This window comes from Lysobacter sp. Root604 (assembly GCF_001427505.1).
Classification (GTDB): domain Bacteria; phylum Pseudomonadota; class Gammaproteobacteria; order Xanthomonadales; family Xanthomonadaceae; genus Lysobacter.
Map to the genome: position 1 here is coordinate 179,921 of NZ_LMGS01000011.1, position 24,242 is coordinate 204,162.

At 69.5% G+C, this 24,242-nt stretch carries 21 protein-coding genes and 1 tRNA gene; 11 read left to right on the forward strand and 11 right to left on the reverse strand.

Annotated elements, in window-relative coordinates:
* The first annotated feature begins 11 nt into the window (after positions 1–11).
* The 8 genes from ASD69_RS18180 to ASD69_RS18215 all read left to right on the forward strand — a co-directional run bounded on the left by ASD69_RS18180 (position 12) and on the right by ASD69_RS18215 (position 6,573).
* Entirely contained in the window at positions 12–1,208 is a 1,197-nt protein-coding gene (locus tag ASD69_RS18180) for an XVIPCD domain-containing protein (protein ID WP_056181725.1), read from the forward strand.
* Between the two features lie 230 nt (positions 1,209–1,438).
* On the forward strand, positions 1,439–1,636 hold the full coding sequence (rpmI, locus tag ASD69_RS18185) for a 50S ribosomal protein L35 (RefSeq protein ID WP_055902747.1): 198 nt from the start codon (positions 1,439–1,441) through the stop codon (positions 1,634–1,636).
* Between the two features lie 13 nt (positions 1,637–1,649).
* Positions 1,650–2,009: a 50S ribosomal protein L20 gene (rplT, locus tag ASD69_RS18190; protein WP_056181730.1), complete on the forward strand. Its 360-nt coding sequence runs from the start codon at positions 1,650–1,652 to the stop codon at positions 2,007–2,009.
* 157 nt (positions 2,010–2,166) lie between these two features.
* Positions 2,167–3,177: a phenylalanine--tRNA ligase subunit alpha gene (pheS, locus tag ASD69_RS18195; protein ID WP_056181732.1), complete on the forward strand. Its 1,011-nt coding sequence runs from the start codon at positions 2,167–2,169 to the stop codon at positions 3,175–3,177.
* Positions 3,178–3,272: 95 nt separating this feature from the next.
* A complete protein-coding gene (pheT, locus tag ASD69_RS18200) occupies positions 3,273–5,678 on the forward strand; it encodes a phenylalanine--tRNA ligase subunit beta (RefSeq protein ID WP_056181736.1) in 2,406 nt (801 codons plus the stop codon).
* Between the two features lie 34 nt (positions 5,679–5,712).
* A complete protein-coding gene (gene ihfA, locus ASD69_RS18205; protein WP_055902738.1) occupies positions 5,713–6,012 on the forward strand; it encodes an integration host factor subunit alpha in 300 nt (99 codons plus the stop codon).
* Positions 5,993–6,349 (forward strand): MerR family transcriptional regulator, encoded by a 357-nt coding sequence (locus ASD69_RS18210; RefSeq protein ID WP_055902735.1) that lies wholly within the window; start codon positions 5,993–5,995, stop codon positions 6,347–6,349. The genes ihfA and ASD69_RS18210 overlap by 20 nt, the downstream gene beginning before the upstream one ends.
* Positions 6,350–6,496: 147 nt before the next feature.
* Positions 6,497–6,573 (forward strand) — tRNA-Pro (locus ASD69_RS18215).
* Between the two features lie 59 nt (positions 6,574–6,632).
* Here ASD69_RS18215 and ASD69_RS18220 read toward each other — a convergent pair.
* Entirely contained in the window at positions 6,633–7,640 is a 1,008-nt protein-coding gene (locus ASD69_RS18220) for a TraB/GumN family protein (protein ID WP_056181739.1), read from the reverse strand.
* A gap of 222 nt (positions 7,641–7,862) precedes the next feature.
* On the opposite strand from ASD69_RS18220, the gene ASD69_RS18225 reads away from it, so the two are divergent.
* Genes ASD69_RS18225 through ASD69_RS18235 form a run of 3 tightly spaced genes read left to right on the forward strand, consistent with a single transcriptional unit; the run spans position 7,863 to position 10,107 of the window.
* A complete protein-coding gene (locus ASD69_RS18225; RefSeq protein ID WP_200944031.1) occupies positions 7,863–8,198 on the forward strand; it encodes a hypothetical protein in 336 nt (111 codons plus the stop codon).
* A gap of 10 nt (positions 8,199–8,208) precedes the next feature.
* Entirely contained in the window at positions 8,209–9,768 is a 1,560-nt protein-coding gene (locus ASD69_RS18230) for a PepSY-associated TM helix domain-containing protein (protein WP_056181742.1), read from the forward strand.
* A gap of 9 nt (positions 9,769–9,777) precedes the next feature.
* Positions 9,778–10,107, forward strand: a complete 330-nt coding sequence (locus ASD69_RS18235) for a DUF3325 domain-containing protein (protein WP_056181745.1) — start codon at positions 9,778–9,780, stop codon at positions 10,105–10,107.
* Between the two features lie 537 nt (positions 10,108–10,644).
* On the opposite strand, the gene dxs is transcribed toward ASD69_RS18235, so the two are convergent.
* From dxs to ASD69_RS18285, 10 genes are all read right to left on the reverse strand, one after another.
* Positions 10,645–12,552: a 1-deoxy-D-xylulose-5-phosphate synthase gene (dxs, locus tag ASD69_RS18240; protein WP_056181746.1), complete on the reverse strand. Its 1,908-nt coding sequence runs from the start codon at positions 12,550–12,552 to the stop codon at positions 10,645–10,647.
* A gap of 118 nt (positions 12,553–12,670) precedes the next feature.
* The gene (locus ASD69_RS22525) at positions 12,671–13,873 is read right to left on the reverse strand and encodes a hypothetical protein (RefSeq protein WP_200944032.1); all 1,203 of its coding nucleotides are present in this window, start codon (positions 13,871–13,873) and stop codon (positions 12,671–12,673) included.
* A 247-nt stretch (positions 13,874–14,120) separates the two neighbouring features.
* Positions 14,121–14,801, reverse strand: coding sequence for an HNH endonuclease (locus ASD69_RS18250; RefSeq protein ID WP_235567265.1), 681 nt, complete (start codon positions 14,799–14,801; stop codon positions 14,121–14,123).
* Positions 14,802–14,938: 137 nt separating this feature from the next.
* Complete coding sequence (locus ASD69_RS18255; RefSeq protein WP_056181751.1) at positions 14,939–16,729, reverse strand: acyl-CoA dehydrogenase C-terminal domain-containing protein; 1,791 nt, start codon at positions 16,727–16,729, stop codon at positions 14,939–14,941.
* Positions 16,730–16,823: 94 nt separating this feature from the next.
* The gene (locus ASD69_RS18260) at positions 16,824–17,297 is read right to left on the reverse strand and encodes an LEA type 2 family protein (RefSeq protein ID WP_056181964.1); all 474 of its coding nucleotides are present in this window, start codon (positions 17,295–17,297) and stop codon (positions 16,824–16,826) included.
* A 278-nt stretch (positions 17,298–17,575) separates the two neighbouring features.
* Positions 17,576–18,226, reverse strand: a complete 651-nt coding sequence (locus tag ASD69_RS18265) for a response regulator transcription factor (protein ID WP_056181754.1) — start codon at positions 18,224–18,226, stop codon at positions 17,576–17,578.
* A 46-nt stretch (positions 18,227–18,272) separates the two neighbouring features.
* Complete coding sequence (locus ASD69_RS18270) at positions 18,273–18,989, reverse strand: sensor histidine kinase (RefSeq protein ID WP_056181757.1); 717 nt, start codon at positions 18,987–18,989, stop codon at positions 18,273–18,275.
* A 9-nt stretch (positions 18,990–18,998) separates the two neighbouring features.
* Positions 18,999–22,310: a serine/threonine-protein kinase gene (locus ASD69_RS18275; RefSeq protein WP_056181759.1), complete on the reverse strand. Its 3,312-nt coding sequence runs from the start codon at positions 22,308–22,310 to the stop codon at positions 18,999–19,001.
* Positions 22,307–23,185, reverse strand: a complete 879-nt coding sequence (locus tag ASD69_RS18280; RefSeq protein ID WP_157489539.1) for an FHA domain-containing protein — start codon at positions 23,183–23,185, stop codon at positions 22,307–22,309. The genes ASD69_RS18275 and ASD69_RS18280 overlap by 4 nt, the downstream gene beginning before the upstream one ends.
* A 44-nt stretch (positions 23,186–23,229) precedes the next feature.
* Entirely contained in the window at positions 23,230–24,063 is an 834-nt protein-coding gene (locus tag ASD69_RS18285; RefSeq protein ID WP_056181762.1) for a DUF6689 family protein, read from the reverse strand.
* Positions 24,064–24,242: the final 179 nt, after the last annotated feature.

Consider the following 24,242-nt stretch of genomic DNA (forward strand, 5'->3'; position numbering starts at 1 on the left):
GAGCGTCAAGGATGAATGCACAGATCGATCCGGACCGCGTGCGCGGACAGGCCCAGCGGCCTTCGTTCGCCGATGAGGTGCGCGGGCAGGGCGCGCTGCCGGTGGACATGACCCTGGCCAAGCTGATGCGCGACGTTTACGACTACGACCGCAGCGGTAGCCAGGAAGGTGTGGGCCCGTGGAAGCCGCTGGGCGAGGACGAGCTGCGCAAGGTCGGCATCGATCCGACCCTGCTGAAGAACCAGAGCAGCGGTTTCCTGGCTGTGGTCTACGGCGACGGCCAGGGCCGCCATGTACTGGCCTACAGCGGCACCGACGAGGCCAAGGACTGGCTGACCAACTTCGGCCAGGGCCTGGGCTTCGAGACTTCGCAGTACAACCAGGCGATGGCGCTCGCGCGCCAGGCCAAGGTGGCGTTCGGCCAGGACATGGTGATCACCGGCCACTCGCTGGGCGGAGGCCTCGCGGCCGCCGCAGCCGTGGCCACCGACACCCCGGCGGTGACCTTCAACGCCTCGGGCGTGCACGACAAGACCTTGGAGCGCGTGGGCCTGGACCCGGACGCGGTCAAGCGCGAAGCCGGGCAGGGGCTGATCCGCCGTTACGCGGTGGACAACGAGATCCTGACCGAGTTGCAGGAGAACAAGCCGATCATCCGCCACCTGATGCCGGACGCGCTCGGCCACAAGATCGAGTTGCCCGATCCGGATCCGCTGAGTTTCTGGCAGAAGCTCAACCCGGTGAAGTCGATCAAGCACGGCGTCGAGATGCACTACATCGACTCGGTGATCGAGGCCCAGGAGAAGGTGTTCGGCAAGGATTTCGAAACCCGCAACGCGCGCATGAACGATCCCGCGCATCCGGCCAATCCGCTGTATCGCCAGTCCTACGACGGCGTGCAGGGCCATGCCGCGGCGCGCGGCCTCAACGGCGCGCAGACCGAGCAGCTGGCCGGGGCGTTGGCGCTGGAAGCCCAGCGCGGCGGCCTCAACCGCGTCGACCAGGTGGTGTTCGGCGAGGACGGCCGGCGCGCATTCGCGGTCGAGGGCCAGCGCCCCGAATCGCAGCGGGTCGCCCACGTCGACGTCGCCAGCGGGCGCGAACAGCCGCTGGCCCAGAGCAGCGAGCAGTCCCTGCAGCTGGCGCAGCGCACGGCCGCGGCCGCGCCGGCCCTGGAACCCCAGCTCAGCGCCGCCCGCGGCCGCTGAGCCCGCGCCTGGGCGGGCCCCGCCCGGCGCCGACTAAACCGCTGATTTGCATCGGAATCCGCGGGTCTGCATAATGTGCGGCCCGGTTCGCCGGGTTTGTTGTGCGCAATACCCAGGACCTGTTGCTGATCTCGTTTCAGATCAATGACTTACAAGCCGGCAAGGGCAGGACGGAAAGAGTGGCCATGCCACCGCCCAGGCCAGTGACATAACTCCGAAAGGACATCGCAATGCCCAAGATCAAGACCAATCGGGCGGCAGCCAAGCGCTTCCGGAAGACCGCTTCCGGCAAGTTCAAGTGCGGCCACGCCAACAAGAGCCACATCCTCACCAAGAAGGCCACCAAGCGGAAGCGCAACCTGCGGCAGACGAACCATGTTCGTCCCGAGGACGCGGGCCGTCTGGTTCGCATGCTGCCGTATCTCTGAGGAGGACTGAACAATGGCACGAGTTAAGCGTGGTGTTACGGCGCGCCGCCGTCACAAGAAAATCCTGAAGCAGGCCAAGGGCTACTATCACGCCCGCCGCAAAGTCTTCCGCGTCGCCAAGCAGGCGGTCACGAAGGCGCTGCAGTACGCCTACATCGGTCGTAAGCAGAAGAAGCGCAATTTCCGTTCGCTGTGGATCACCCGCATCAACGCGGCGGCCCGCATCAATGGTCTGAGCTACAGCCGTTTCATGAACGGCCTGCTCAAGTCCGGCATCACCCTGGACCGCAAGGTGCTGGCGGACATCGCCGTGCACGATGCGACGGGTTTTGCGGCGCTGGCTGAAAAGGCGAAGAGCGCGCTCGCGGCGTAACCTGTTTCCATCCCCGTCCCGAGCCACGTGCCCCGCACTGGTTCGGTGCGAGGGACAACGTGGTTAAGGCATGGGGAAGGGCGCAAGTCCTTCCCCATTGCCGTTTTTGGGCTCCCGTAATCCGTTGCTGCGTAAGCGAACCAGGAAGCAGACCCCCATGGGTGAAATCGAGCAACTCAGCCAGCACTCGCTCGCGCAGATCGCGGCGGCCACCAGTTCCGACGCGGTCGAGGCCTTGCGCATCGCCCTGCTGGGCAAGTCCGGCAGCATCACCGCGCAGCTCAAGCAGCTGGGCGCGCTGCCGCCGGAGCAACGCAAGACCGCGGGCGAGGCGATCAACCGCGCGCGCGACGAACTGACCGCCGCGCTCAACGAGCGCAAGCAGGCCCTGGACAACGCCGCGCTCGACGCGCGCCTGGCCTCCGAATCGATCGACGTGACCCTGCCGGGCCTGGACGCCAGCGTCGGCGGCCTGCACCCGGTCAGCCGCACCATGGAGCGCATCGCCGACATCTTCGGCCGGCTCGGTTTCGCGCTCAGCGACGGCCCCGAGATCGAGGACGACTGGCACAACTTCGAGGCGCTGAATTTCCCGCCGCACCATCCGGCGCGTGCGATGCACGACACCTTCTATTTCCCGCCCGACCAGGCCGGCGTGGCGCGTCTGCTGCGTACCCACACCTCGGGCGTGCAGGTGCGCTACATGCTGCAGCACCAACCGCCGCTGCGCATGATCGCGCTGGGCAAGGTCTACCGCAGCGACAGCGACCAGACCCATACCCCGATGTTCCACCAGTGCGAAGGTCTGCTGGTGGACGAGCACGCCAGCTTCGCCGACCTCAAGGGCACGCTGAGCGAATTCGTGCGCGCATTCTTCGAGCGCGATTTCGAGATGCGCTTCCGGCCCAGCTATTTCCCCTTCACCGAGCCCTCGGCCGAGGTCGACATCGCCTGGCAGCAGCCGGACGGTTCGACGCGTTGGCTGGAAGTGCTGGGCTGCGGCATGGTCCACCCCAGCGTGCTGCGCAACGTCGGTATCGATCCGGAGAAGTACACCGGCTACGCCTTCGGCCTGGGCGTGGAGCGCTTCGCGATGCTGCGCTACGGCGTCGACGACCTGCGCAGCTTCTTCGACAACGATGTGCGGTTCCTCAAGCAGTTCGCTTGAGGAACGGGATTCGTGATTCGGGATTCGAGATTCGCAAAAGCGATCCGGCCCGCTCTACGAATCCCTAATCCCGAATCCCTAATCCCGGAATTTCAATGAAATTCAGCGAAAACTGGCTGCGCCAGCACGTGCCGACCGACGCCAGCCGCGAACAGCTGGCGGCGACGCTGACCGCGATCGGCCTGGAAGTCGAGGAAGTGACCGCCCTGGGCGACGGCCTGGATGGTGTGGTCGTGGCGCGTATCGTCAGCGCGCAGAAGCATCCCGAGGCCGACCGCCTGCAGGTCTGCCAGGTCGAGATCGGCGAAGGCGCCACGGTCCAGATCGTGTGCGGCGCGCCGAATGCGCGCGCCGGACTGAAGGCGCCGTTGGCGACCGTCGGCGCGAACCTGCCCGGCGGCATCGCGATCAAGGCCGCCAAGCTGCGCGGCGTGGAATCCTTCGGCATGCTGTGCTCGGCCAAGGAACTGGGCGTGGATCCCGACGCCTCCGGCCTGCTCGAATTGCCGGCCGACGCGCCGGTGGGCGCGCCGCTGGCGCAGTACCTGGGCCTGCCAGACGCCAGCATCGAAATCAAACTGACCCCGAACCGCGCCGACTGCTTCAGCGTACGCGGCATCGCCTACGACGTCGCCGCCGCCTGCGGTTCGCAAGTGGTGGCGTTCGACGCCACGCCGATGCCGGCCCTGATCGGCACCGAACTGGCGGTCGAACTGGACGCCGACGCCAAGGTGCCGCGCTTCGTCGGCCGCGTGATCGAAGGCGTGAACGCCGGCGCGGTCACGCCGGTGTGGATGGTCGAGCGCCTGCGCCGCAGCGGCGTGCGCCCGATCAGCTTCCTGGTCGACGTAACCCAGTACGTGATGCTGGAACTCGGCCAGCCCATGCACGCCTTCGACCGCGACACGCTGACCGAACCGGTGGTGGTGCGTCCCGCGCGCGCGGGCGAGGAAACCAAGCTGCTCGACGGCCGCACGGTCGCGCTGGATCCGGACTTCCTGGTGGTGTCCGACAGCCAGGGCGGTCGCGGCGCGCGCGCCGTCGCCCTGGGCGGCATCATGGGCGGCTACGACACCCGCGTCACCGACGCCACCCGCAACGTCTTCCTCGAGGCTGCGCACTGGATTCCGTCGGCGATCATCGGGCGCGGCCGCAAGCTGGGCCTGCACACCGACGCCGGCCACCGCTTCGAGCGCGGCGTCGATCCGGAACTGCCGCGCCAGGCCGTGGAAGTCGCGACCCGTCTGATCGTCGAGATCGCCGGCGGCGCGCCCGGCCCGGTCACCGAGGCCGTGCTGCCGCAGCACCTGTCGCAGCCGCAGCCGGTGCACCTGCGCCGCGATCGTCTGGCGCGTGTGCTCGGCCTGCGTATCGCCGATAGCGAAGTCGAACGCATCCTCACGGCACTGGGCCTGGCGGTGACCGCCGCCGCCGACGGCTGGAGCGTGACCGCGCCCAGCCGCCGCTTCGACATCGCGATCGAAGAGGACCTGATCGAAGAGATCGCACGCATCCACGGCTACGACGCCATCCCGACCACGCTGCCGGGCGGCAACACGCGTCTGATCGCGCCCAGCGAAACCCGCGTCGAGGCCGGTGTGCTGCGCCGCCAGCTGGCCGCCCGCGACTACCTGGAAACGGTCAACTACGCCTTCGTCGACGCCGATCTGCTCGCGACCTGGCAGCTAGGCGAGGGCGCGGTGGCGTTGGCCAATCCGCTCAGCGCCGAACTCGGGGTGATGCGCACCGGCCTGCTGCCGGGCCTGGTCGCCGCCCTGGGTCGCAACGCCGCGCGCCAGCAGTCGCGCCTGCGCCTGTTCGAACTCGGCAACGTGTTCGCCGCACGCGCCGGCGAGGCGCCGCTGGAGATTCAGCGCATCGCCGCGGCCGCCTGCGGCGACGCCGGCCCCGAGCAGTGGAACGGCAAGGGCCGCGCGGTCGGCTTCCACGACCTCAAGGGCGACCTCGAAAGTCTGGCCGCTCTGGCCGGCGCCCGTCTGGAATACCGGCCCTCGCAGCCGGCCTGGGCCCACCCGGGCCGCTCGGCCGACGTCTACCGGGCCGATGAGACCGGCCAGGCCCAGCGCCTGGGCTGGATCGGCCAGCTGCACCCGCGCCTGCAGCGGGCCCTCGACCTGGACGTCGAGGTGGTTGCGTTCGAGCTGGATTTGGCACCGCTGTCGCAGCGCGCCGTGCCGCGCGCCGGCACCCTGTCCCGGTATCCGTCCGTCCGCCGCGATCTCGCGTTCGTCGTCGCCGAGGACGTCGCCTGGGCGGCGATTTCGGCCTCCGTTCAGGCGGCCGCGGGCCCGTCCCTGCGCGATCTGGTGCTGTTCGACCGCTACCAGGGCAAGGGGGTGGAAAACGGATTCAAGAGTCTCGCTATGGGCTTGATTCTGCAGGATGAATCACGCACCCTGACTGACCGCGATGTAGAGGAAGTGGTGGCTGCGGTGATGGCGGCGATCGAGCGCGAACACGGCGCCAAGATCCGCGCCTGAGGCGCGCATCGCGGGTTCAAACAGGGGAAACGATGTGGCATTGACCAAGGCGGAAATGGCGGAGCGGCTGTTCGACGAAGTCGGACTTAACAAACGCGAAGCCAAGGAATTCGTCGACGCGTTCTTCGACGCGTTGCGCGAGGCGTTGGAGCACGGCCGACAGGTCAAGCTGTCGGGCTTCGGCAATTTCGATCTGCGCCGCAAGAACCAGCGGCCGGGGCGTAATCCGAAGACCGGCGAGGAAATTCCGATTTCGGCGCGGACGGTGGTGACCTTCCGTCCGGGACAGAAGCTCAAGGAGCGGGTGGAGGCCTATGCTGGATCCGGGCAGTAATCGCGAACTTCCGCCGATTCCGGCGAAGCGCTACTTCACCATCGGTGAGGTCAGCGAGCTGTGCGACGTCAAACCGCATGTGCTGCGTTACTGGGAAACCGAATTCCCGACTCTCAACCCGGTCAAGCGCCGCGGCAACCGTCGTTACTACCAGCGCCACGAGGTGCTGATGGTGCGACAGATCCGCGGCCTGCTGTACGAACAGGGCTACACCATCGGCGGCGCGCGCCTGCGCCTGGAAGGCGAGGCCGCCAAGGACGAGTCGGCGCTGAGCTCGCAGATCATCCGCCAGGTGCGGATGGAGCTGGAAGAAGTGCTGCAGCTGCTGCGGCGCTGAAAGGCCGGGATTCGAGATTTGGGATGGGGGATTCGTCGAAAGCGCCGGCCTTCCCGATCGACGAATCCCCAATCCCGTATCCCGAATCCCTGCCTTAAGGCTATACTTGCCGCCCGCTCGCAAGGGCGGGGGACATCGAAACACGTTCGGGGCGTAGCGCAGCCTGGTAGCGCATCTGCCTGGGGGGCAGAGGGTCGTCGGTTCAAATCCGGCCGTCCCGACCATTCCGATGTCACCGCAACGCCCGGCCCGCGCCGGGCGTTTTGCGTTTCAGGGGCGCCGCTTACGGCGCCTCGACGGTGTAGCCGCGCGCCTGCAGCCGCGCCAGGTAGCCGTCGGGTTTGAACAACTCGGCGACCGGCAGGCTGGCGAAGCTGACCCGGTTATTGAGCAGGGCGCGGTCGGCATTGGCCAGCCAGGCCTGGATCACGCGCTCGCGCAGGTCGCCGAAGCCCAGCCGCTGGGCCACGCCGGAGGCGGTGACCGCGCGCAGGCAGACTTCGTATTGATCGCCCTGCGGCAGCGCGCGCAGCGCTTCGATGTCGCCGATCGCCCAGGCGTTGGCGCGCGCGCGCATGGTCTCGATGTCGCCCTCGATCCGGCTTAGGGTCTTGGCGAAGCAGTCGGTGTCGCTGAGGGTGGTGTGGGCGAAGTCCTTGAGCACGGCCTTGGGGTCCTTGATCTTCATTTCGATCTTGGACGGGGTGATCTTGACCTCGTGCTGCTTGGCGCTGCGCTCGACCATCGGCCAGACGATGCCCTTGAGCGACAGGTCGGAGCGACGCATCGCCGCTTCGTAAAGCTCCTGGGCGGCGAATACTGGGCGCCATTTCTCGACGCCGCGATCGCTGCCGATGTAGCGCGCCTTGAGCGGCAGCCAACGCGCGTACAGGTCGGCGGGCACGACGTCGCGCAGGGTCTTGTCGTCGGGGTTGCGGCGCGCCTTCAGCGCCGAGGGGATCAGCAGCATGCTGCGGAACATGCCCAGATCGGTGCCGATCGACACCGACGGCGGCTCCAGCACTTCCTGCGATTGCGCGATCGTCGCTTCGACGTCGCGCGACAGCCATTGCATGTTCTTGGGCACCGGGCTCAAGGTGCCGAGGATCCACAGCACGTGTTCGCCGCGGCTGACCTTCCACATGCCCGGGCCCGGCTGCACGCCGGAGACCACGACGGTGTCGATGTCGCGAATGGTTTCCTGCGCCGGCGCCAGCGGCGGCGTTTGTGCGTACGCGGGCGATGCGAGCGCGAGGGAGAGCGCGAGACAGGCGAGCAGGGCAGGGCGCATCCGTTGCGTTTCCGTGGTGGGGGATCGAGCCCGGAGCCTGCCAGATTCGCGCGACGCGGCGCAGTGCGGATCGGTGGCTGCGCGGCCTGCCGTGCGGAATCCGTTCAGGCGGATGCGGCCACAGTTGCTAATGAGAACCATTAGCAAATAGACTGCGACTCCAGTCCAAGGCATGTGCGAGCGACCCGCACGCGTCGTGCCGCCACTCCAGCCTGCCGCCGCATGAGCCCGACCTCGACCACCGCCGCGCCCGCGCGCAAAGCCAAGACCGTGCCGCTGCGCCATCGAATCGAGGTGGGCGTGCGCGCGCTCGCGGCCGTCGTGGTGGGTTATCTACTGGCCTACGGCTCGACCGCGTTCCTGACCGTGGTGCTGCCGTTCTCGCGCAGCGATCGCGTGGTCGCCGCCAGCTTGCTGTGCTTCGCGGTCTGGTGCGCGGCCGCGATGTACGCGTTCGCGGCCAAGAGCGCGGCGCGCGCGGTGCTCGCGCCGCTGTTGCTCGCGCTCGCCTTGTACGGCGTGGCCCTGGCCTTCCCCGAATTCGCCGCCCGGCCGTGAGCGCGCAGGCATGAAGAACACGTTCTCGCAGGCGATGGCCTGGTTGCATACCTGGGCCGGGTTGATCATCGGCTGGCTGCTGTTCGTGATCTTCGTCGGAGGCACCCTGGCCTGCTTCGACAAGGAGATCGGCGACTGGATGCGCCCGGCCCTGCACGACGCGCCGCGCGCCGAGCTCAGCTTCGCGCCGGCGATCGCCTCGGCCCAGCGCGACGCCAAGCCGCACGCGCACGCCTTGTACGTGACCGCGCCGACCCAGCGCGAGCGCGCGACCTCCGCCTACGTTTACTACGACGACGGCAGCTACGACGAGCGCGCGTTGAATCCCGCCACCGGCGAGCGCCTGCCAGATACCGCCGGCGGCGATTTCTTCTTCACCCTGCACTACAACCTGCACGCGGGCACGATCGGCATGTACCTGGTCGGCGTCGCCGGCATGTTCATGCTGGTCGCGATCCTTACCGGCATCGTGATCCACAAGCGCGTCTTCAAGGACTTTTTCACCTTCCGGCCCAAGACCGGCGGCCAGCGCGCCTGGCTGGACGGGCACAACCTCACCGGCGTGCTCGGCCTGCCGTTCCATCTGATGATCGCCTACACCGGCGTGGCGATCTTCGTCGCCTCGTACATGTTCGCGGGCGTGCAGGTGGCCTACGACAGCGATGCCGAAAAGTTCTTCGCCGAGGCCGGCGACAGCTACGAGCGTCCGGAGACCGGCAAACCATTGCCCAGGCTGTATCCCGTGGACAGCCTGATTGCCGACGCGACCCGTCGCCTGGGCGTGCCGCCGACCTGGGTCAACGTGCATCACCCCGACGACAGCAGCGCCACCATCGCCTTCGGTGGCGACCACAGCCGCCACGTGGCCTGGAATTTCGACCAGGTCGTCTACGACGCCAACGACGGCAAGCTGCTGCACGTGTCCAAGCCGTCGGCGACCGGCTACAAGGTCTACACCTTCCTCGGCGGCCTGCACATGGCGCAGTGGGGCGGCAGCGCGCTGCGCTGGCTGTATTTCTGCATGGGCCTGGCCGGTTGCGTGATGCTGGCCAGCGGTATGCAGGTCTGGGTCAACAAGCGCGCCAGGAAGGTCGCCGAGGCCGGCGCGGTGTCGGGCTATGGCCTGGTGCAGAGCCTCAACCTGGGCGTGGTCGGCGGCATGCCGCTGGGCTGCGTGGCGATGCTGATCGCGAACCGCGTGCTGCCGGCCGGCCTGGCCGAGCGCGCGAGTTGGGAGATCGGCGCGTTCTGCGCGGCCTGGATCGCGGCCGCGCTGTACGCGCTGATCCCGTCGGTGCGCCGGCGCGGCTGGGGCCGCTACTTCGCCTTGAACGCGATCGCGTTGGCGGCGTTGCCGTTGGTCAATCTGGCGACCGCACCCAAGAGCCATCTGTTCGCGACCCTGGCGCGCGGCGATTGGGCGCTGGCCGCGGTCGACCTGACGGCGTTGGCGCTGGCGCTGGGTTTCGCGCTGCTGGCGTTGCGTGCGCGTGCGGCTGCGCGCCGTCCCGTTTCCGAACCCGCGCGCGTGCGCGGTGGCGAGCGCCGCGCCGCGCTCGCCGAGCGCTGAGGAGCTGCGATGCTGTGGTTGGGATTCGCGGTGTCGTTGCTGGCCTGGTGCCTGCTCAGCCTGGGCATGGAGAAGCATTACGCGCAGGCGTGCGCGGGGCGCTACGACGCGCGCCGCGCACGCGTCTGGCGCGGCCTGGGCTGGGCGTTGCACGCGGCGGCCTTCGCCGGTTTCGCGGCCTGGAAGGGCTGGGAGTTCGGTCCGATCTTCTGGGCGGCGGTGCTGATGCTGTCGGCGCTGGCCTGGTCCTTGAGCCTGACCCTGTGGCCGAAGGCGAGCGCGAAGCTGGCCGTGGCGGTGTTGCTGAGCGGCGTGGCGACGGCGCTGCTGTCGGGCTGAGGCGCGTGCGGCGTCAGCGTGCGTCGATGATGCGGTTCGCTGCGCTCACCGCATCCTAGGGTGCGTATCGCTGGCCCCGTATCGGCGCTTGGCTCTCTGTGGGAGCGGCGTAAGCCGCGATTGAACTCCATCAGATCCGCGCGGCTCGGCGACCGAGGTCGCGACTTAGGTCATTTCGTAGGGTGTGGTGAGCGCAGCGAACCGCACCATGTGCAACTCCGGCCAAGCGCGCGATGCGGTTCGCTGCGCTCACCGCATCCTACGTTCGCGTCGTCGACCCGCGTCACTGCCTGGCACCCTGTGGGAGCGGCGTGAGCCGCGATTGAACTCCATCAGATCCGCGCAGCTCGGCGGCGTGGTCGCGACTTGCGTCGCTCCTACAGGGAGCTGGTCGTAAATTCGCGTGCGAGAGAGGCGACGTCAGCTATCGAGTAGGGTGTGGTTAGCGCAGCTAACCGCGCCATGCGCAGCTCCGAGCGCGGGATGCGGTTCGCTGCGCTCACCGCATCCTACGGCGACGGAACTTGCGCGTGTGCCTCAAAGCGCCGCGCTGCGCGGCGGCGCTTCCTGCAGTTCGGGCCAGCGCGCGAGCACGGCGCGGCGGATGCCGGCGGCGTCGAGGCCGGCTTCGGCCAGCAGTTGTTCGCGGCTGGCGTGGTGCTGGAATTCGTCGGGCAGGCCCAGGTGCAGGAGGGGCAGGGCGATGCCTTCGGCGGCCAGCAGTTCGGCCACGCCGCTGCCGGCGCCGCCAGCGACCACGTTGTCTTCGAGCGTGACGAAGCCGCGGTGGCTCTTGGCCAACTCCAGGATCAAGGTGCGATCCAGCGGTTTCACGAAGCGCATGTTGACCAGGGTCAGGCCGAGCTCGTTGGCGACTTGTTCGGCGGCCGGCACGATCGCGCCGAACGCGAGCAGGGCGATGCGGCTGCCGCTGCGGCGCAGTTCGGCCTTGCCGATCGGCAAGGTATCGAGGTTGGGCTGCACCGGCACGCCGGGGCCGGTGCCGCGCGGGTAGCGCACCGCGGCCGGGCCTTCGTAGCGGTGACCGGTGCTGAGCATCTTGCGGCACTCGTCCTCGTCGGCCGGCGCCATCACCAGCATGTTGGGCACGCAGCGCAGGTAGGACAGGTCGAGGTTGCCGGCGTGGGTGGCGCCGTCCGGGCCGACCACGCCGCCGCGGTCGATCGCGAACAGCACGTCCAGGTTCTGGATCGCGACGTCGTGCACCAACTGGTCGTAACCGCGCTGCAGGAAGGTCGAATAAATCGCGACCACCGGCTTGGCGCCTTCGCAGGCCATGCCGGCGGCCAGGGTGACCGCGTGCTGCTCGGCGATGGCGACGTCGAAGTAGCGCGCCGGGTATTCCTTGCTGAAGCGCACCAGGCCGGAGCCTTCGCGCATCGCGGGGGTGATGCCGAGCAGCTTGTCGTCGGCCGCGGCCATGTCGCACAGCCACTCGCCGAACACGTCGGTGTAGGTCGGCTTCTTGGCGCCGGGCTTGCTGACCAGGCCCTTCTCGGGATCGAAGGGGCCGACCGCGTGGTAGCCGATCTGATCGCCCTCGGCCAGTTCGTAGCCTTTGCCCTTGGTGGTGATGATGTGCAGCAGCTGCGGACCCTTGAGGGTCTTGAGCGTCTTCATCGCGCCCAGCAATGCCGGCAGGTCGTGGCCGTCGATCGGGCCGGTGTAGTGGAAGCCGACCTCCTCGAAAAAGGTCGAGGGCACGAACATGCCCTTCCAGTGTTCTTCCCAGCGGCGCACGAACTTGGCCGCCGGCTTGCGCTTGTCGCCCAGCAGCTTCTTGCCGCTTTCGCGCAGCGCGTTGAGGGTGCGGCTGCCGGTGAGGCGGCCGAGCATCTTGGTGACGCCGCCGACGTTCTCCGAAATCGACATCTGGTTGTCGTTGAGGATCACCAGCAGGTTCGGTTCCGGATCGGTCATGCCGCCGGCGTGGGCCAGGGCTTCGAAGGCCATGCCGGCGGTCATCGCGCCGTCGCCGATCACCGCCACGACCTTGCGATCGTCGCCGGCGCGCTGCAGCGCGATGGCCATGCCCAGCGCGGCCGAGATCGAGGTCGAGCTGTGGCCGACGCCGAAGGTGTCGTACTGCGACTCCTCGCGCTTCGGGAACGGCGCCACGCCGTCCTTCTGCTTGACGGTGTGGATCTCGTCGCGGCGGCCGGTGAGGATCTTATGCGGATAGCACTGGTGGCCGACGTCCCAGACCAGGCGGTCCACCGGCGTCTCGAACAGCCAGTGCAGGGCCACGGTCAGTTCGATCACGCCCAAGCCCGCGCCGAAGTGGCCGCCGACCAGGGCGACCTGCTCGATCAGGTAGGCGCGCAATTCCTCGGCGATCGCCGGCAGTTCGTCTTCGCCGAACTGGCGCAGGTCGGCGGGAACTTGGATGCGGGAAAGACGCGGGTAGCGCTGCGGATCGATCATTACCGACGGGTTCTGGCGTTCAGTCGGTCATTGTCCCGCCCCTGTGTGAGGCGGGCAAGAAGCGGATGCGTGGCGGGTTCAGGCGCGGCGGCCGGAACCGCGCCCGGAACGCGCGCGGTCAGCGCCCGCGCAGGCGTCCGAACAGGCCGCCGGCCTTGGCCGGTTCGACCGGATCGGGCTCGGCCTCGGGCTCGGCGAAGCCGGTAGCGAGGTTGGCGTTGACGAAGTCGGCGACGTCCGCGGCCGGTACGCCGCTGGCCTCGGTGATCTCGGCCAGGGTCGCCGGGCCCTTCATCATCACCGTGGCGATGCGGAAGTGCTTGGGGAACTCGCGTTCGGTCTGCGGCCACTTGACCATCTGATAGCGGCGCTGCGGGTCGTAACCGGGCGCCAGGGCGCCGTGGCCGGCGAGCAGGCTGCCGAACCAGACCAGGCGCGCGAGCGGCATGGGCTCGCCCAGCGGTGCCACGGTCATGGCCCAGGTCTTGTCGTCGACGGCGATGAAGTCGGCCGCCGACAGGCTCTTCTCGAAATAGGCCGACAGCGGCTTGAGCGCCGAGGGGCCGTGGTACTGGCGTTGATCGGCGTCGATCAGCAACGGTTCGTCGCCGCGCAGGCGCAGGTGGCCGCGCAGGCGGCCGGAGGTCAGCCAGACCAGCAGGGATTCGCCGGCGGCGACGGCAAGAGCGGGGGCGGGCGCAGGTGAGGCTGGAGCGGGTGCGGGTGCAGGTGCGGGCGCAGGTACAGGCGGGGCCGGAGCGGGCGCCGGTGCGGCGGCGACCGGTGCGGGAGCCGGCGCTGCCGGAGCAGGGGCTGCCGGAGCAGGCGCCGGCGCTGGCGTGGGCGTGGGCGCCACGCCCAGCGGAATCTCGACCGCGCGGTCCAGGGTCGGCACAGGTTCGGCCGGCGCGGGCGCGGGTTTGGGCGCGGCTGGGGCCGGGCTCGGCGCCGCGGGCGTCGGATTGGGCGCGCTCGCCATCGTCGGCGGGGCCGGCGCGGCCTCCAACGGCTGGCCGGCCTGGGTCGCGATCTCGCGTAACAAATCGCCGATACCGTTGGCGTCGAAGGGCTGACCGAGGCGGTAATCGGCCTGGGTGCGCTGGGCATTGGTCAGCGCGATCACGCTCTTGCCCGCGGCATGCAGGCGCAGCCAGCTCATCGGGCCGTACATGCTGTCCATGTCCACGACGACGTAGTCGGCCTGGCTCTCGGGCAGCAGCTGCCAGCGTCCGCCGAGGCGGGAGTTGGCATCCTTGAAGGCCGCCTGCAGTGCGGTCTCCGTCGCCGGGTCCATTCCGGTCAGACCGAGGGTCAGGGCCATCGTTGCGTCCATCGTTGCGGTGGTGGACGAGTGTTGCGGACCGCAATCACGTCGTCAACGCGCGCAACGCGTCGCAAATCAGCGTTCTTCGGCAGGCGCGCGCTCAGGTGGCCGGCAGATCGCGACCGGCGTCACGGCTTGATGCGCAAAGTCCCGGCGAAACGGCGGTTTCGGGCCCATGGCCGGATCGTGCGCAAGCGCGCGCGATGTGCGATTCACAAGCCGCCGCGACCGGCGTGAGCAGGCGTCAACCGCTAAGACGAGCGTTCTTGGGCAGCTGATTGCGCAGGAATGCCATCTGGTCGGCGAGGATGTTGCGGTTGGACAGGATCAGATGTTCGACCCAGCTGGGCCGGTACGGCACCGCCAGCAGCGGCATGCCGGCCTGCTGCGGGGTGCGGTTGCCCTTGCGCGAATTGCAGTGGAAGCAGGCCGCGACCACGTTCTCCCAGATATCGCGACCGCCCTTGGACACCGGGATCACATGATCGCGGGTCAGATGCGGGCGGTTGAAGTCGCGACCGCAGTACAGGCACAGGTAGTCGTCGCGCGCGAACAGCGCGGCGTTGGTCAGGGCCGGGGTCGGGGCCAGCGCATGCGCGCGCGCATGGCCGCGCGCGGCCACGATCGGGTGCAGTTCGATCAGGCTTTGTTCGCCGCTGAGGCGGCTGGTGCCGCCGTGCACGCGCAGGCAGGGATCGCCGAGGGTCCAGGCCACTGCGCCGCGCACGTACAAACAGGTCGCTTCCTGCCAGTTCATCCAGTCGAGCACGCGGCCGTGCGCATCGAGCGACAGCAAGCGCACCGCGTTGAGGCGGTCGACGGGCGGGCGGGGGTGCGCGTAGCGCTGGGCGAGGTCCAGTCCGGAGACGCCGAGGATTTCCGGCTCACGCAGCAGTCGCTCTGCGTGGGTTCCGGTTCGGACCAAGCGTAGGCTCGCTCTATCGGTCTCCATCGGGATATCAGCTTATACCCGTTTGATGACGATTTGGGTAGCCGATGCGGGCGGCGGACGGCCGCGCCCGCGGCGCGGCCGTCCGTGGCCGCGCGGGTGCTGGCGTCGGATCAGACGTCGAAGGCGTCGGCGTCCAGCGCGGTCAGGGTCGACAGCGGCGCGGCGATCGCTTCGGCATGCGCGCGCGTGCGCGGCAACAGACGCGCGAAGTAGAAGCGCGCGGTCTCGCGCTTGCCGGCCTTGAAGCGTTCCGACTGCGACGAGGCCTCGCTGGCGGCGACGCTGCGCGCCCACCAATACGCCAGCGCGACGTAGCCCGAGTACATCAGGTAGTCGTAGGCGGCCGCGCCCACCTCGTCGGCGTCGGCGACCGCGCGCTGGCCGATCCGCAGGGTCAGCTGCTGCCATTGCGCGGCTTGCTCGCGCAGCGGGGCGATGAACTCGGCGACCGCGGCGTTGTCGGCGTTGGCGGCGCAGAAGGTCTCGATCTCCTCCAGCATCACGCGCAGGCCGGCGCCCTGCAGCTGCATGACCTTGCGGCCGAGCAGGTCCAGGGCCTGGATGCCGGTGGTGCCTTCGTACAAAGTGGTGATGCGGGCGTCGCGCGCGAGCTGCTCCATGCCGTGTTCGGCGATGTAGCCGTGGCCGCCGTAGCACTGCAGCGCGTGGTAGGTGCATTCCACGCCCCATTCGGTGAGGCAGGCCTTGACGATCGGGGTCATGAAGCCGACCAGCGCGTCGGCGCGTTCGCGTTCGGCGGCGTCCGGCGCGTTATGCGCGACGTCGACCAGCAGGGCGCCGTGATAGCCCATCACGCGGCCGCCTTCGACCAGCGCCTTGCAGGTCAGCAGCATGCGCCGCACGTCGGGGTGGACGATGATGGGATCGGCCGGCTTGTCGGGGAACTTCGCGCCCGACAGCGCGCGCATCTGCAGGCGCTCGCGCGAGTAGGTCAGCGCGTTCTGCAGGGCGCGGTCGGACAGGCCCAGGCCCTGCAGGCCGACCGCGAGGCGGGCGGTGTTCATCATGGTGAACATCGCCATCAGGCCCTTGTGCGGCTGGCCGATCAGATAGCCCTGCGCGCCATCGAAATTCATCACGCAGGTGGCCGAGCCGTGGATGCCCATCTTGTGTTCGAGCGCGCCGCAGCGCACCGCGTTGTCGGCGCCGATCGCGCCGTCGCGGCCGACCTTCACCTTCGGCACCACGAACAGCGAAATGCCCTTGCTGCCGGCCGGCGCGTCCGGCAGGCGCGCCAGCACCAGGTGGACGATGTTGTCGGTGAAGTCGTGCTCGCCGGCGGTGATGAAGATCTTGGTGCCGGTGATCGAATAGCTGCCGTCGTCCTGCGGTTCGGCGCGGGTCTTGAGCAGGCCCAGGTCGGTGCCGCAATGCGGTTCGGTGAGGCACATGGTGCCGGTCCAGCGGCCCTCGATCAGCGGCTTGAGGAAGACCTCCTGCTGCCAGGCTTCGCCGTGGTGCAGCAGGGCTTCGGTGGCGCCGTGCGAGAGCAGGGGGAAGTTGCCCCAGGCCAGGTTGGCGGCGTCGATCATTTCCTTCAGCGGCACGCCGGCCGCGTGCGGCAGGCCCTGGCCGCCGAACTCGCTGGGCGAGACCAGCCCGGCCCAGCCGCCTTCGACGTACTGCGCATAGGCCTGCTTGAAGCCCGGCGGCGTGGTCACCGCGCCGCTGGCCTTGTCGTAGCTGCAGCCGATCTCGTCGCCGACGCGGTTGAGCGGCGCCAGCACGGTCTCGGTGAAGCGCGCGCCTTCGTCCAGCACCGCGTCGAGCACATCGCGCGTGGCCTCGGCGAAGCCCAGGCGTTGGAAAGCGGCTTCGGCGCCGAGCACGTCGAACAGGGCGAAACGCATATCGGCTAGGGGGGCTTTGTAGGTGCTCATGGGCAGGGATTCGTGATTGGGGATTGGTAAAAGCGAAGGCGAAGGGGCGGGACAGGGTTGCGAATCTCTAATCCCGAATCCCTAATCTCGGCCGTTAGCGCAGCACACCGGGCAGGCCGGGCGCCGGACTCAGCGCGCTGCTGCGATCGATCGCGAAGTTGCGTTGCTTCTTTTCGTCGGGCGTGGCGTCGATGCTGCCCTTGAGCGTGTAGGACAGGCTCCGGCCGCTGACCAGCGCATCGGCGACGGCGAGCTTGGCCGCGCCGCTGGGGCGCAGGTTCACCGCGATCACGTCGGCCGACTCGGGGCCGATCGACACCGCCGGGGTGCCCTGCAGGCGGCCGGCCTCGTCGCTGCCCAGGCTCAGGACCAGATCGAAGCGGTCGAAGCGCATGGGGATGCTGCTGAAGTTTTCGATCCGCAGCTCGGCCGACCAGCTGCCGTCGGCGCGCACGGTCAGCTGCTGGATGCGCGCGGAGGGCTCGGACACGCGGCGCACCGGCCCGCCGACGCAGGCGGCCAGCAGCAATACGCAGCCCGCCAGGGCTAAACCACGAGTCCAACGCATCGCCTTCATGCTGCCGCTCCGCCGTAAGCCGTAATGGGGAGCTGAGGATACTACGGCGTAGGGTGGGCTTTGCGGGGGCTGGGAAGGCAAGAGCAAATCCCCCCTGGCCCCCCTTTTCCAAAGGGGGGAACAAAGCGCGTTTGAGAGGGAGGAGGCGCGCGGATTCGATCGCCTCCGCACTCCCATGCGCCTCTGTGTCCCCGTGGTTGAGCCCTAGGACTCGATGCGGTTCCCCCCTTTGAAAAAGGGGGGCTAGGGGGGATTTGCTTTACCGCCCCTCAGTCCACCAAGCCCTTGCGCAGCGCATACCGCACCAGCTCGGCGGTGTTGCGCACGTCCAGCTTGGCCAGCACGCGCGCGCGGTGGTTCTCGGCGGTCTTGACGCTGATCGTCAGTTCGCGCGCGATTTCCTTGGTGGTGTGGCCCTCGGCGATCAGGTGGAAGACCTCGCGCTCGCGCGCGGTCAGGCGGCCGTAGGGGTCGCCGAGGTCGCGTTCGGGGTGCTGCAGTTGCTCGGCCAGCGCGCGCGCCGCCTGCGGGCCGAAGTAGCCGTGGCCGGCGTGCACGCCGCGTACCGCGGCCAACAACTCGGAGGCCGCGCTGTCCTTGACCATGTAGCCGGAGGCGCCGACCCGCACCGCCTGCAGCACGTACTCGTTTTCCTGGTGCATGGTCAGTACCAGCACGCGGGTGTCGGGCAGGGCCTCGCACAAGCGGCGCACGACTTCGATGCCGTTCAAACGCGGCATGGAAATATCGGTGATGACCACGTCGGGCCGGGTCGCGACCGCCTTCTCCAGCGTTTCCAGGCCATCGGCGGCCTGGGCCACGACCTGGACGTCGCCTTCGGCCTGCAACAGGCCGACCAAACTCTCCCGGACCATGGTGTGGTCGTCTGCGATCAGTACCCGCACGGTCTTGGTCCCCATGGCGCTTACGCTGCTCGTGTGTCCGGCGCTCGTCAAGCGCCGGTGTTCAGGGAGGCGACAGGGGCACGCGCGCGCTCAGGCGCAAGCCCTCGCCGGGCGCGCCGCGCAATTGCAGCACGCCGCCGTACAGACGCAATCGCTCGCGCATGCCGCTTAGACCGCTGCCGCCCGCTTGCAGCGCTTGTTCGGGTTCGCAGCCGCGGCCGTCGTCGTGCACGCGCAACTGCAATCCTCCGTCGCGCGTGGTCAGCTGCACGTGAATATGCGCCGCGCCGGAATGTTTGGCGGCGTTGTTGAGCGCTTCCTGGGCGACGCGGAACAACAGAGTCTGCAATTCGCCATCCAGAGTGGGTAGCGAATCCACATCGAGGTCGATGCGCGCGCCACTGGCTTCGGCCTGGCTGCGCACCAGCCAGCGCAGCGCGGCTTCCAGGCCCAGATCGTCGAGGATGGGCGGGCGCAACAGGCGCGAGAGTTCGCGCGTGTCCTGCAAGGTGTCGCCGCACAGCGCCAGCGCGGTGGCCAGTGCGGCGCGCGCGTCGACGCGGTCGGCGGGCAGGGCATCGTCGAGTTGACCCAGGCGGTGCTTGAGCACGGTCAGGTTCTGGCCGATGCCGTCGTGCAGTTCGCGCGCCAGGCGGCGACGCTCGTCCTCCTGCACGCGCCACACCGCACGCCCGAGGCGGCGGAATTCGCGCTCGTTGCGTTCCAGCCGTTCCAGCAGTTCACGGTATTGCTGACGCAAGCTGGAGAGCTCGTCCATGGCCGCGGCTCAGGGTTTGCGCGCCGGATCCAGCCGGGCGATCTGCGGCGCGGCTTCGAAGCCGCCGAGCAGGTTGGCGGGCATGCGTTCGCGCACGCGCCGCAGCGCGGCCACCGCGTCGTCGCGTGCGTTCGCGGCGGCGCCGGCGTCGCCGGCCTGGCTCAGGGCTTGCGCGCCCAGTTCGTGCAGACGGAAGGCGCCGGCGTAGTCGCCGCGCCGTAGCAGCGGCAGCACTTCGCGGTAGCGCTTGGTCGCGCCGTCCGGATCGCGCGCGGCCAGGGCCTGGGCGATCGCGACTTCGGACCAATCCAGGCGCAGCGCGACGTGGCCCAGCGCCGCGACTTCGATGCCGAGCGCGGAGGCGTTGGCGCCGGCCTTCACCGCTTCCAGACCGACCTGCAGACGCAGCAGGCGCACACCGGATGCGTCCGCGTAGCGGCGCGCCTGGGCCAGGTGCTGCGCGGCCGCCTTGGCGTCGCCGCCCTGGCGCGCGAGTTCGGCGCGCAGCAGGCCGTCGATGCCGCGCTGCTCGGCCGGCGCCTGTGCCACCGATGCGGCGATCGCGTCCAGGGCCCGCAGCGCGTCGGCATCGGCGCCGGTGGCGATCAAGGTTTGCGCGCGCAACAAGCCGGCGTCGGCGATGCCGCGCGGATCCTGGCGCTGACGGAACAGCGCTTCGGCCTTGCCGGCCTGGCTCAGCGCTTCGTCGTAGTGGCCCTGCATCAGCGCCAGTTCGGCCAGGTTGCGGCGGCTCACCGCGGCTTCCTCGATCATCTGCTCGCGCTCGGCATCGGTCAGCGCGCGCTCGAGTTGTTCGCGCGCGGCGCTCCATTGGCCGCGCGCGATCGCGAGCAGGCCGAGGTTCTGCAAGGTGCGGATGCGCCCGGTCTGGTCGCCGAGTTTTTCGTAGGCGCCGGCCGATTGCGAGAGATAGGCCTGGGCGTCGTCGTAGGCGCCGAGTTGGTAGTGGGCGAAGCCGATATCGTTGAGCGCCTGAGCGGTGCCCTGGGCGTCGCCGGTCTGCTGCCAGCCTTGCAGGGCGAGCCGGAACGCGGCCAACGCGGCCGGGTAGTCGCCGCGTTCCTCGGCGAGCAGGCCGAGTTCGTTGTCGACCGCGGCCAGGCCGTGGCGGTCGTCCAGGGCCAGGTGCAGTTTGCGCGCCTGCTCCAGACTGGCCGCGGCTTCGTCGTAACGGCCCGACAGCGACAGCACGTTGCCGAGGTTGCGCAGGCTGGTGGCCAGGCCGCGCCGGTTGCCGACCGCGCCGCGCAGTTCGACCGCCTTGCGGTATTGCTCCTGGGCGTGGTCGTTCTGGCCCAGGCGGCTGTAGCCGATGCCGAGCGCGTTGACGGTTTCGGCTTCGCCGTAGCGATTGCCGCTGCGCTTGTAGAGCACCAGCGCGCGCACCAGGTAATCGTCGACCGCGCGCCGCGCTTGACCGTGCAGGATCGAGAATTTGCCCAACTCGTACCAGGCGCGCGGATCGTTGGCATCGCGCGCGGTCAGCGCCTGCAATTGCGCGACCGCGCCGGCGAGGTCGCCGCCGGCGCCCAGGGCGCGCCCGAGTTCGAGCTCGGCGCGGGTGTCGTCGGGTGTGGACTGCAGCTGCGCGCGCCACTCGCGTATCGCGCTTTCGGTATCGCCGTCGAGCAGGGCGCGTTCGGCGGCGAAGCGCCGGCGCAGCGCCTGCGGCGCGTCGGCCGCGACGCGTTGGCCGCGCTCGATCGCCTCGTAGGCGGCGTCGAGGTCGCCGATCGCCTGCGCCGATTCGGCCGCGCCCCACCAGGCCGACGCGAATCCGGGCGCGCTATCTGCGGATTTGCGGAACGCCGCCAGCGCTTCCACCGGCGCGCTGTCCTGGCGCGCGCGCAGGCCTTCGCCGTAGGCATCCAGCGCGGCCGCGGACGGCAGGTTCAGCGCGAGCGCGGCGCGCAGGCCCAGGTCGGCGCGGAAGCCCGGGTCCGCCGGCAGGGCCGCGAACGCGGCCTGCGGATCGGCGCCGCGGCCGGCGCTGCGATGGGCGACGCCGCGTTCGTCCGACAGTTCGGCTTCGGCCCGCCAGCCCTTCGCATCGGCGCGCAGGGTCACCCGCAGCACGCGGTCGGCGCCGACGGTGCGGCGCAGCGCGGCCGGATCGAGGCGGGCGCTGCCGGTGGGATCGAGTTGGCGCAGGGCTTGCTGGGTGCGGTCTTCGTCGACCACGGCCAAGCCGGGCACGCCGGACAAGGCGCTGCGCAATTGCGCGGCCAGGGCGGCGCGACGCGCGGGCGCGAGCGCGGCCTGGTCGGGCGCATCCAAGGGCAGCACCAGCAGGCGGTGCAGCGGCGCGACCGCGGCCACCCCTTCGGGCACCGGCGGAGTTTGCGCGCGCCACCATCCGATCCCGCCGACCGCGGCCAGTGCGAGCGCGGCGGCAGCCAGCCACAGCCGGCGACTGGGCCGGTAGTCGCGTGCGAGCTTGCGCTGATCGAGCACGCGCACCACCTCGTCGGCGCTGCGCAGGCGGTGCGCCGGTTGCGGGCGCAGCAGGCGATCGACCAGGCGCGCCAACCACGGCGGCGTCTGCGGCCGTTGCCGGGTCACCGGCGCGGGCGCGCGCAGCATGCGCTGGGCGAGCACCTCGTGCACGGTGCCGCCGGCGAACGGCTGGGCGCCGGCGAGCATTTCGTAGAGGATCAGGCCCAGCGCGTAGAGATCGCTGCGCGCGTCCACGGTCTCGCCGCGCGCCTGTTCCGGCGACAGGTAGTCGGGCGTGCCGACCACCGCGCCGGACTGGGTCAGGCCGGTGCTGGCCAGCGAGCGGGCGACGCCGAAGTCGGTGATGCAGGCGTCGCCGGCGCGGTCCACCAGCACGTTGGCGGGTTTGAGGTCGCGATGGATCACGCCGCGCGCATGCGCAGCGCTCAGGCCTTCGGCGACTTGGCGCGCGATCCGGATCGTGTCTTCGATCGGCAGCGGGCCTTCGCGGTCCAGCTTGCGGTCCAGCGCCTCGCCGTCGATGTAGTCCATGCCGATCAGCCATTGGCCGTCGTGCTGGGCGAGGTCGTGGATGCGCACCACGCGCGGGCTGGAGACCTGGCGCGCCATCAGCAGTTCCTGGCGGAACCGCTCGAAGGCATCGGCGCGCGTGGCCAGTTCCGGACGCAGCAGCTTGATCGCGACCGCCACGTCCAAGGTGAGATCGGTGGCGCGATAAACCACGCCCATGCCACCGACGCCGAGCACCGCCTCGATTCGGAAGCGGCCGGCCAGCACCGTGCCGGGCGTCAGCCGCTGCTGCGCGTATAGCCCGGTAGCGGTCGGCGCGGAGGAATCGGTCATGGTGTGTTGCCGTGCGGGCCCGCCACTATCGTGCTCCAACGCGGGGCATCGTCCAATGCCTCCACGGCGCTGCGCGCGAGCAGCCACAGGGCCGCGCTCTCGGCGAAGGCGCTGAGCAGTTCCAGGTCGAACTGGGTGATCGGCTCGCCGGGGGTGCGGCGATCGGCGTAGATCGCGCCCAGGGTGCGCGGCCCGTCCAGCAAGGGCAGGCAGACCAGGCTTTTCAGGCCGCTGTCGACGATCGAGGCGCGTTCGGCGGCCCAGTCGCTGCGCGCGACCTCGTTGACCACCACCGGCAGGCGTTGGGCCAGCGCGCGTTCGACCGCGCCCAGGCTGCCGGAGAACACCCGCGCGCGCAGCGCGGCCGGGTCCAGTTCCACGCTGGCGCGTACCGCGTAGTCGCCGCCGCTGGCCAGCAGCAGGAAGCCGCGGCTGCAGTCGGCCAGTTCGACCACGCCGCGCAGCACTTCCTCGGGCAGGCGGGCATGATCGGATTCGGCTTCGACCCGGCGCGTGAGCGCGAGCGAGAAATCGCGGCGCTGCTGCTGGCGCAGGCGCAGGCCGTTGCTTTGGGCTTCGTTGAACTCGGCGAAGTCGCAATGCACGTCGCCGAAGCGCAGCCAGGACGGTACCGCCAGCGCCGCCGAGTCCTCGACCGCGATGCCGTCGACGTAGCTGCCGTTCTTGCTGCCCAAGTCGCGCAGCTGCCAGCGCTGGCCGTCGTGGCTGAGCTCGGCATGGGCGCGCGAGACCGAGGGATGTTCCAGCACCAGATCGCAATCGGCGGCGCGGCCGATGCGCAGACGCCCGCCCGCGGCGATCCAACGGGTGATCGCTGCGGTTTCGGGCGGGTAAGCGATCAGGCGCGCCGGCATGGGCGCATCTTAAGCGCGGCCGGCGACCCTATTGCGAATGCGCATCACTGTCCGTAGTCGCGCTGGTAGATCACGCTGAAGCGCAGGGTCGCCGCACCCGCGATCAGCTCGCCGGCGTGGTTGGTCGTGCTGTGGTCGGCGCGCCATTCGTTGGACAGGGTGGTGCCGGCCTGTGACTGGGCCAGGCTGCGGATGCCGTCGACCGCGGCGATCGCGGCCGGGTAGTCGTCGTCGTCCAGCGCGTCTTCGGCGTCGTCCAGCAACGTGGTGTAGGCCGGCCGCAGCGCCACCGGTAGCAGCGCGACGCGGTTGCGCAGGCGCAGGATCTTCTCGTCGATGACCATGCCGGTCGGGCGCAGGTCGATCAGGATCAGGAACTGCGAAAAGCCGCCGTAAGTGCCGCGCGCACGCACGCTGCCCTGGGCGATCTCGTCGGTGATGTCCTGGAACGGCCCGCCCAGCGGCGCCTTGAACAGGCGCAGCGAACTGCCCAGCGCGTAGGGCAGGACGTGGGTGTGCAGCTCGAAGCGGCCGGTGCCCTGGAAGCGCAGGCCGCCGTTGGCCGGCGGCTCGACGGTGATCAGCACCGGCAGGGCCGCGGTCAGCGAGGTCAGGTTGAGATTGGGCAGCCGCCCCTGCAGCAGCGGGCTGAGCGGGCTGACTACCTTGGCGCCGATGCCGAGGCTGTTCGCGCTCAGGCCTTGGGCGTTCTCGAACTCCAGGCTCAAGTCCAGGATGGTCAGACCGGGCAGGCCGACGTAGGCGCTGGCCTCGTTTCCCGAGATGGTGACGTTGACCGGTAGCGATTGCGCGCTCGCCGGCCCTAGTCCGCTCCACAGCACTGCCGCCAGCAGCGCGCTCCACGCCCACTTCGCCATGTCACACCCCCCGTGGACCGTGGCCCAGGTCGGCGTCCGCCGTGGGCGCAGACAGAGCAACGGCATGCGCCGAGCGTACTCCGCGTGGACCCCTCGCGTCTCTAGGGATTTTCCCCCATGACCTTTGGGCGTTCATCCGGATGGCCCGCTTCTGGGCCGGCCCGCCATGGTGCCGATGC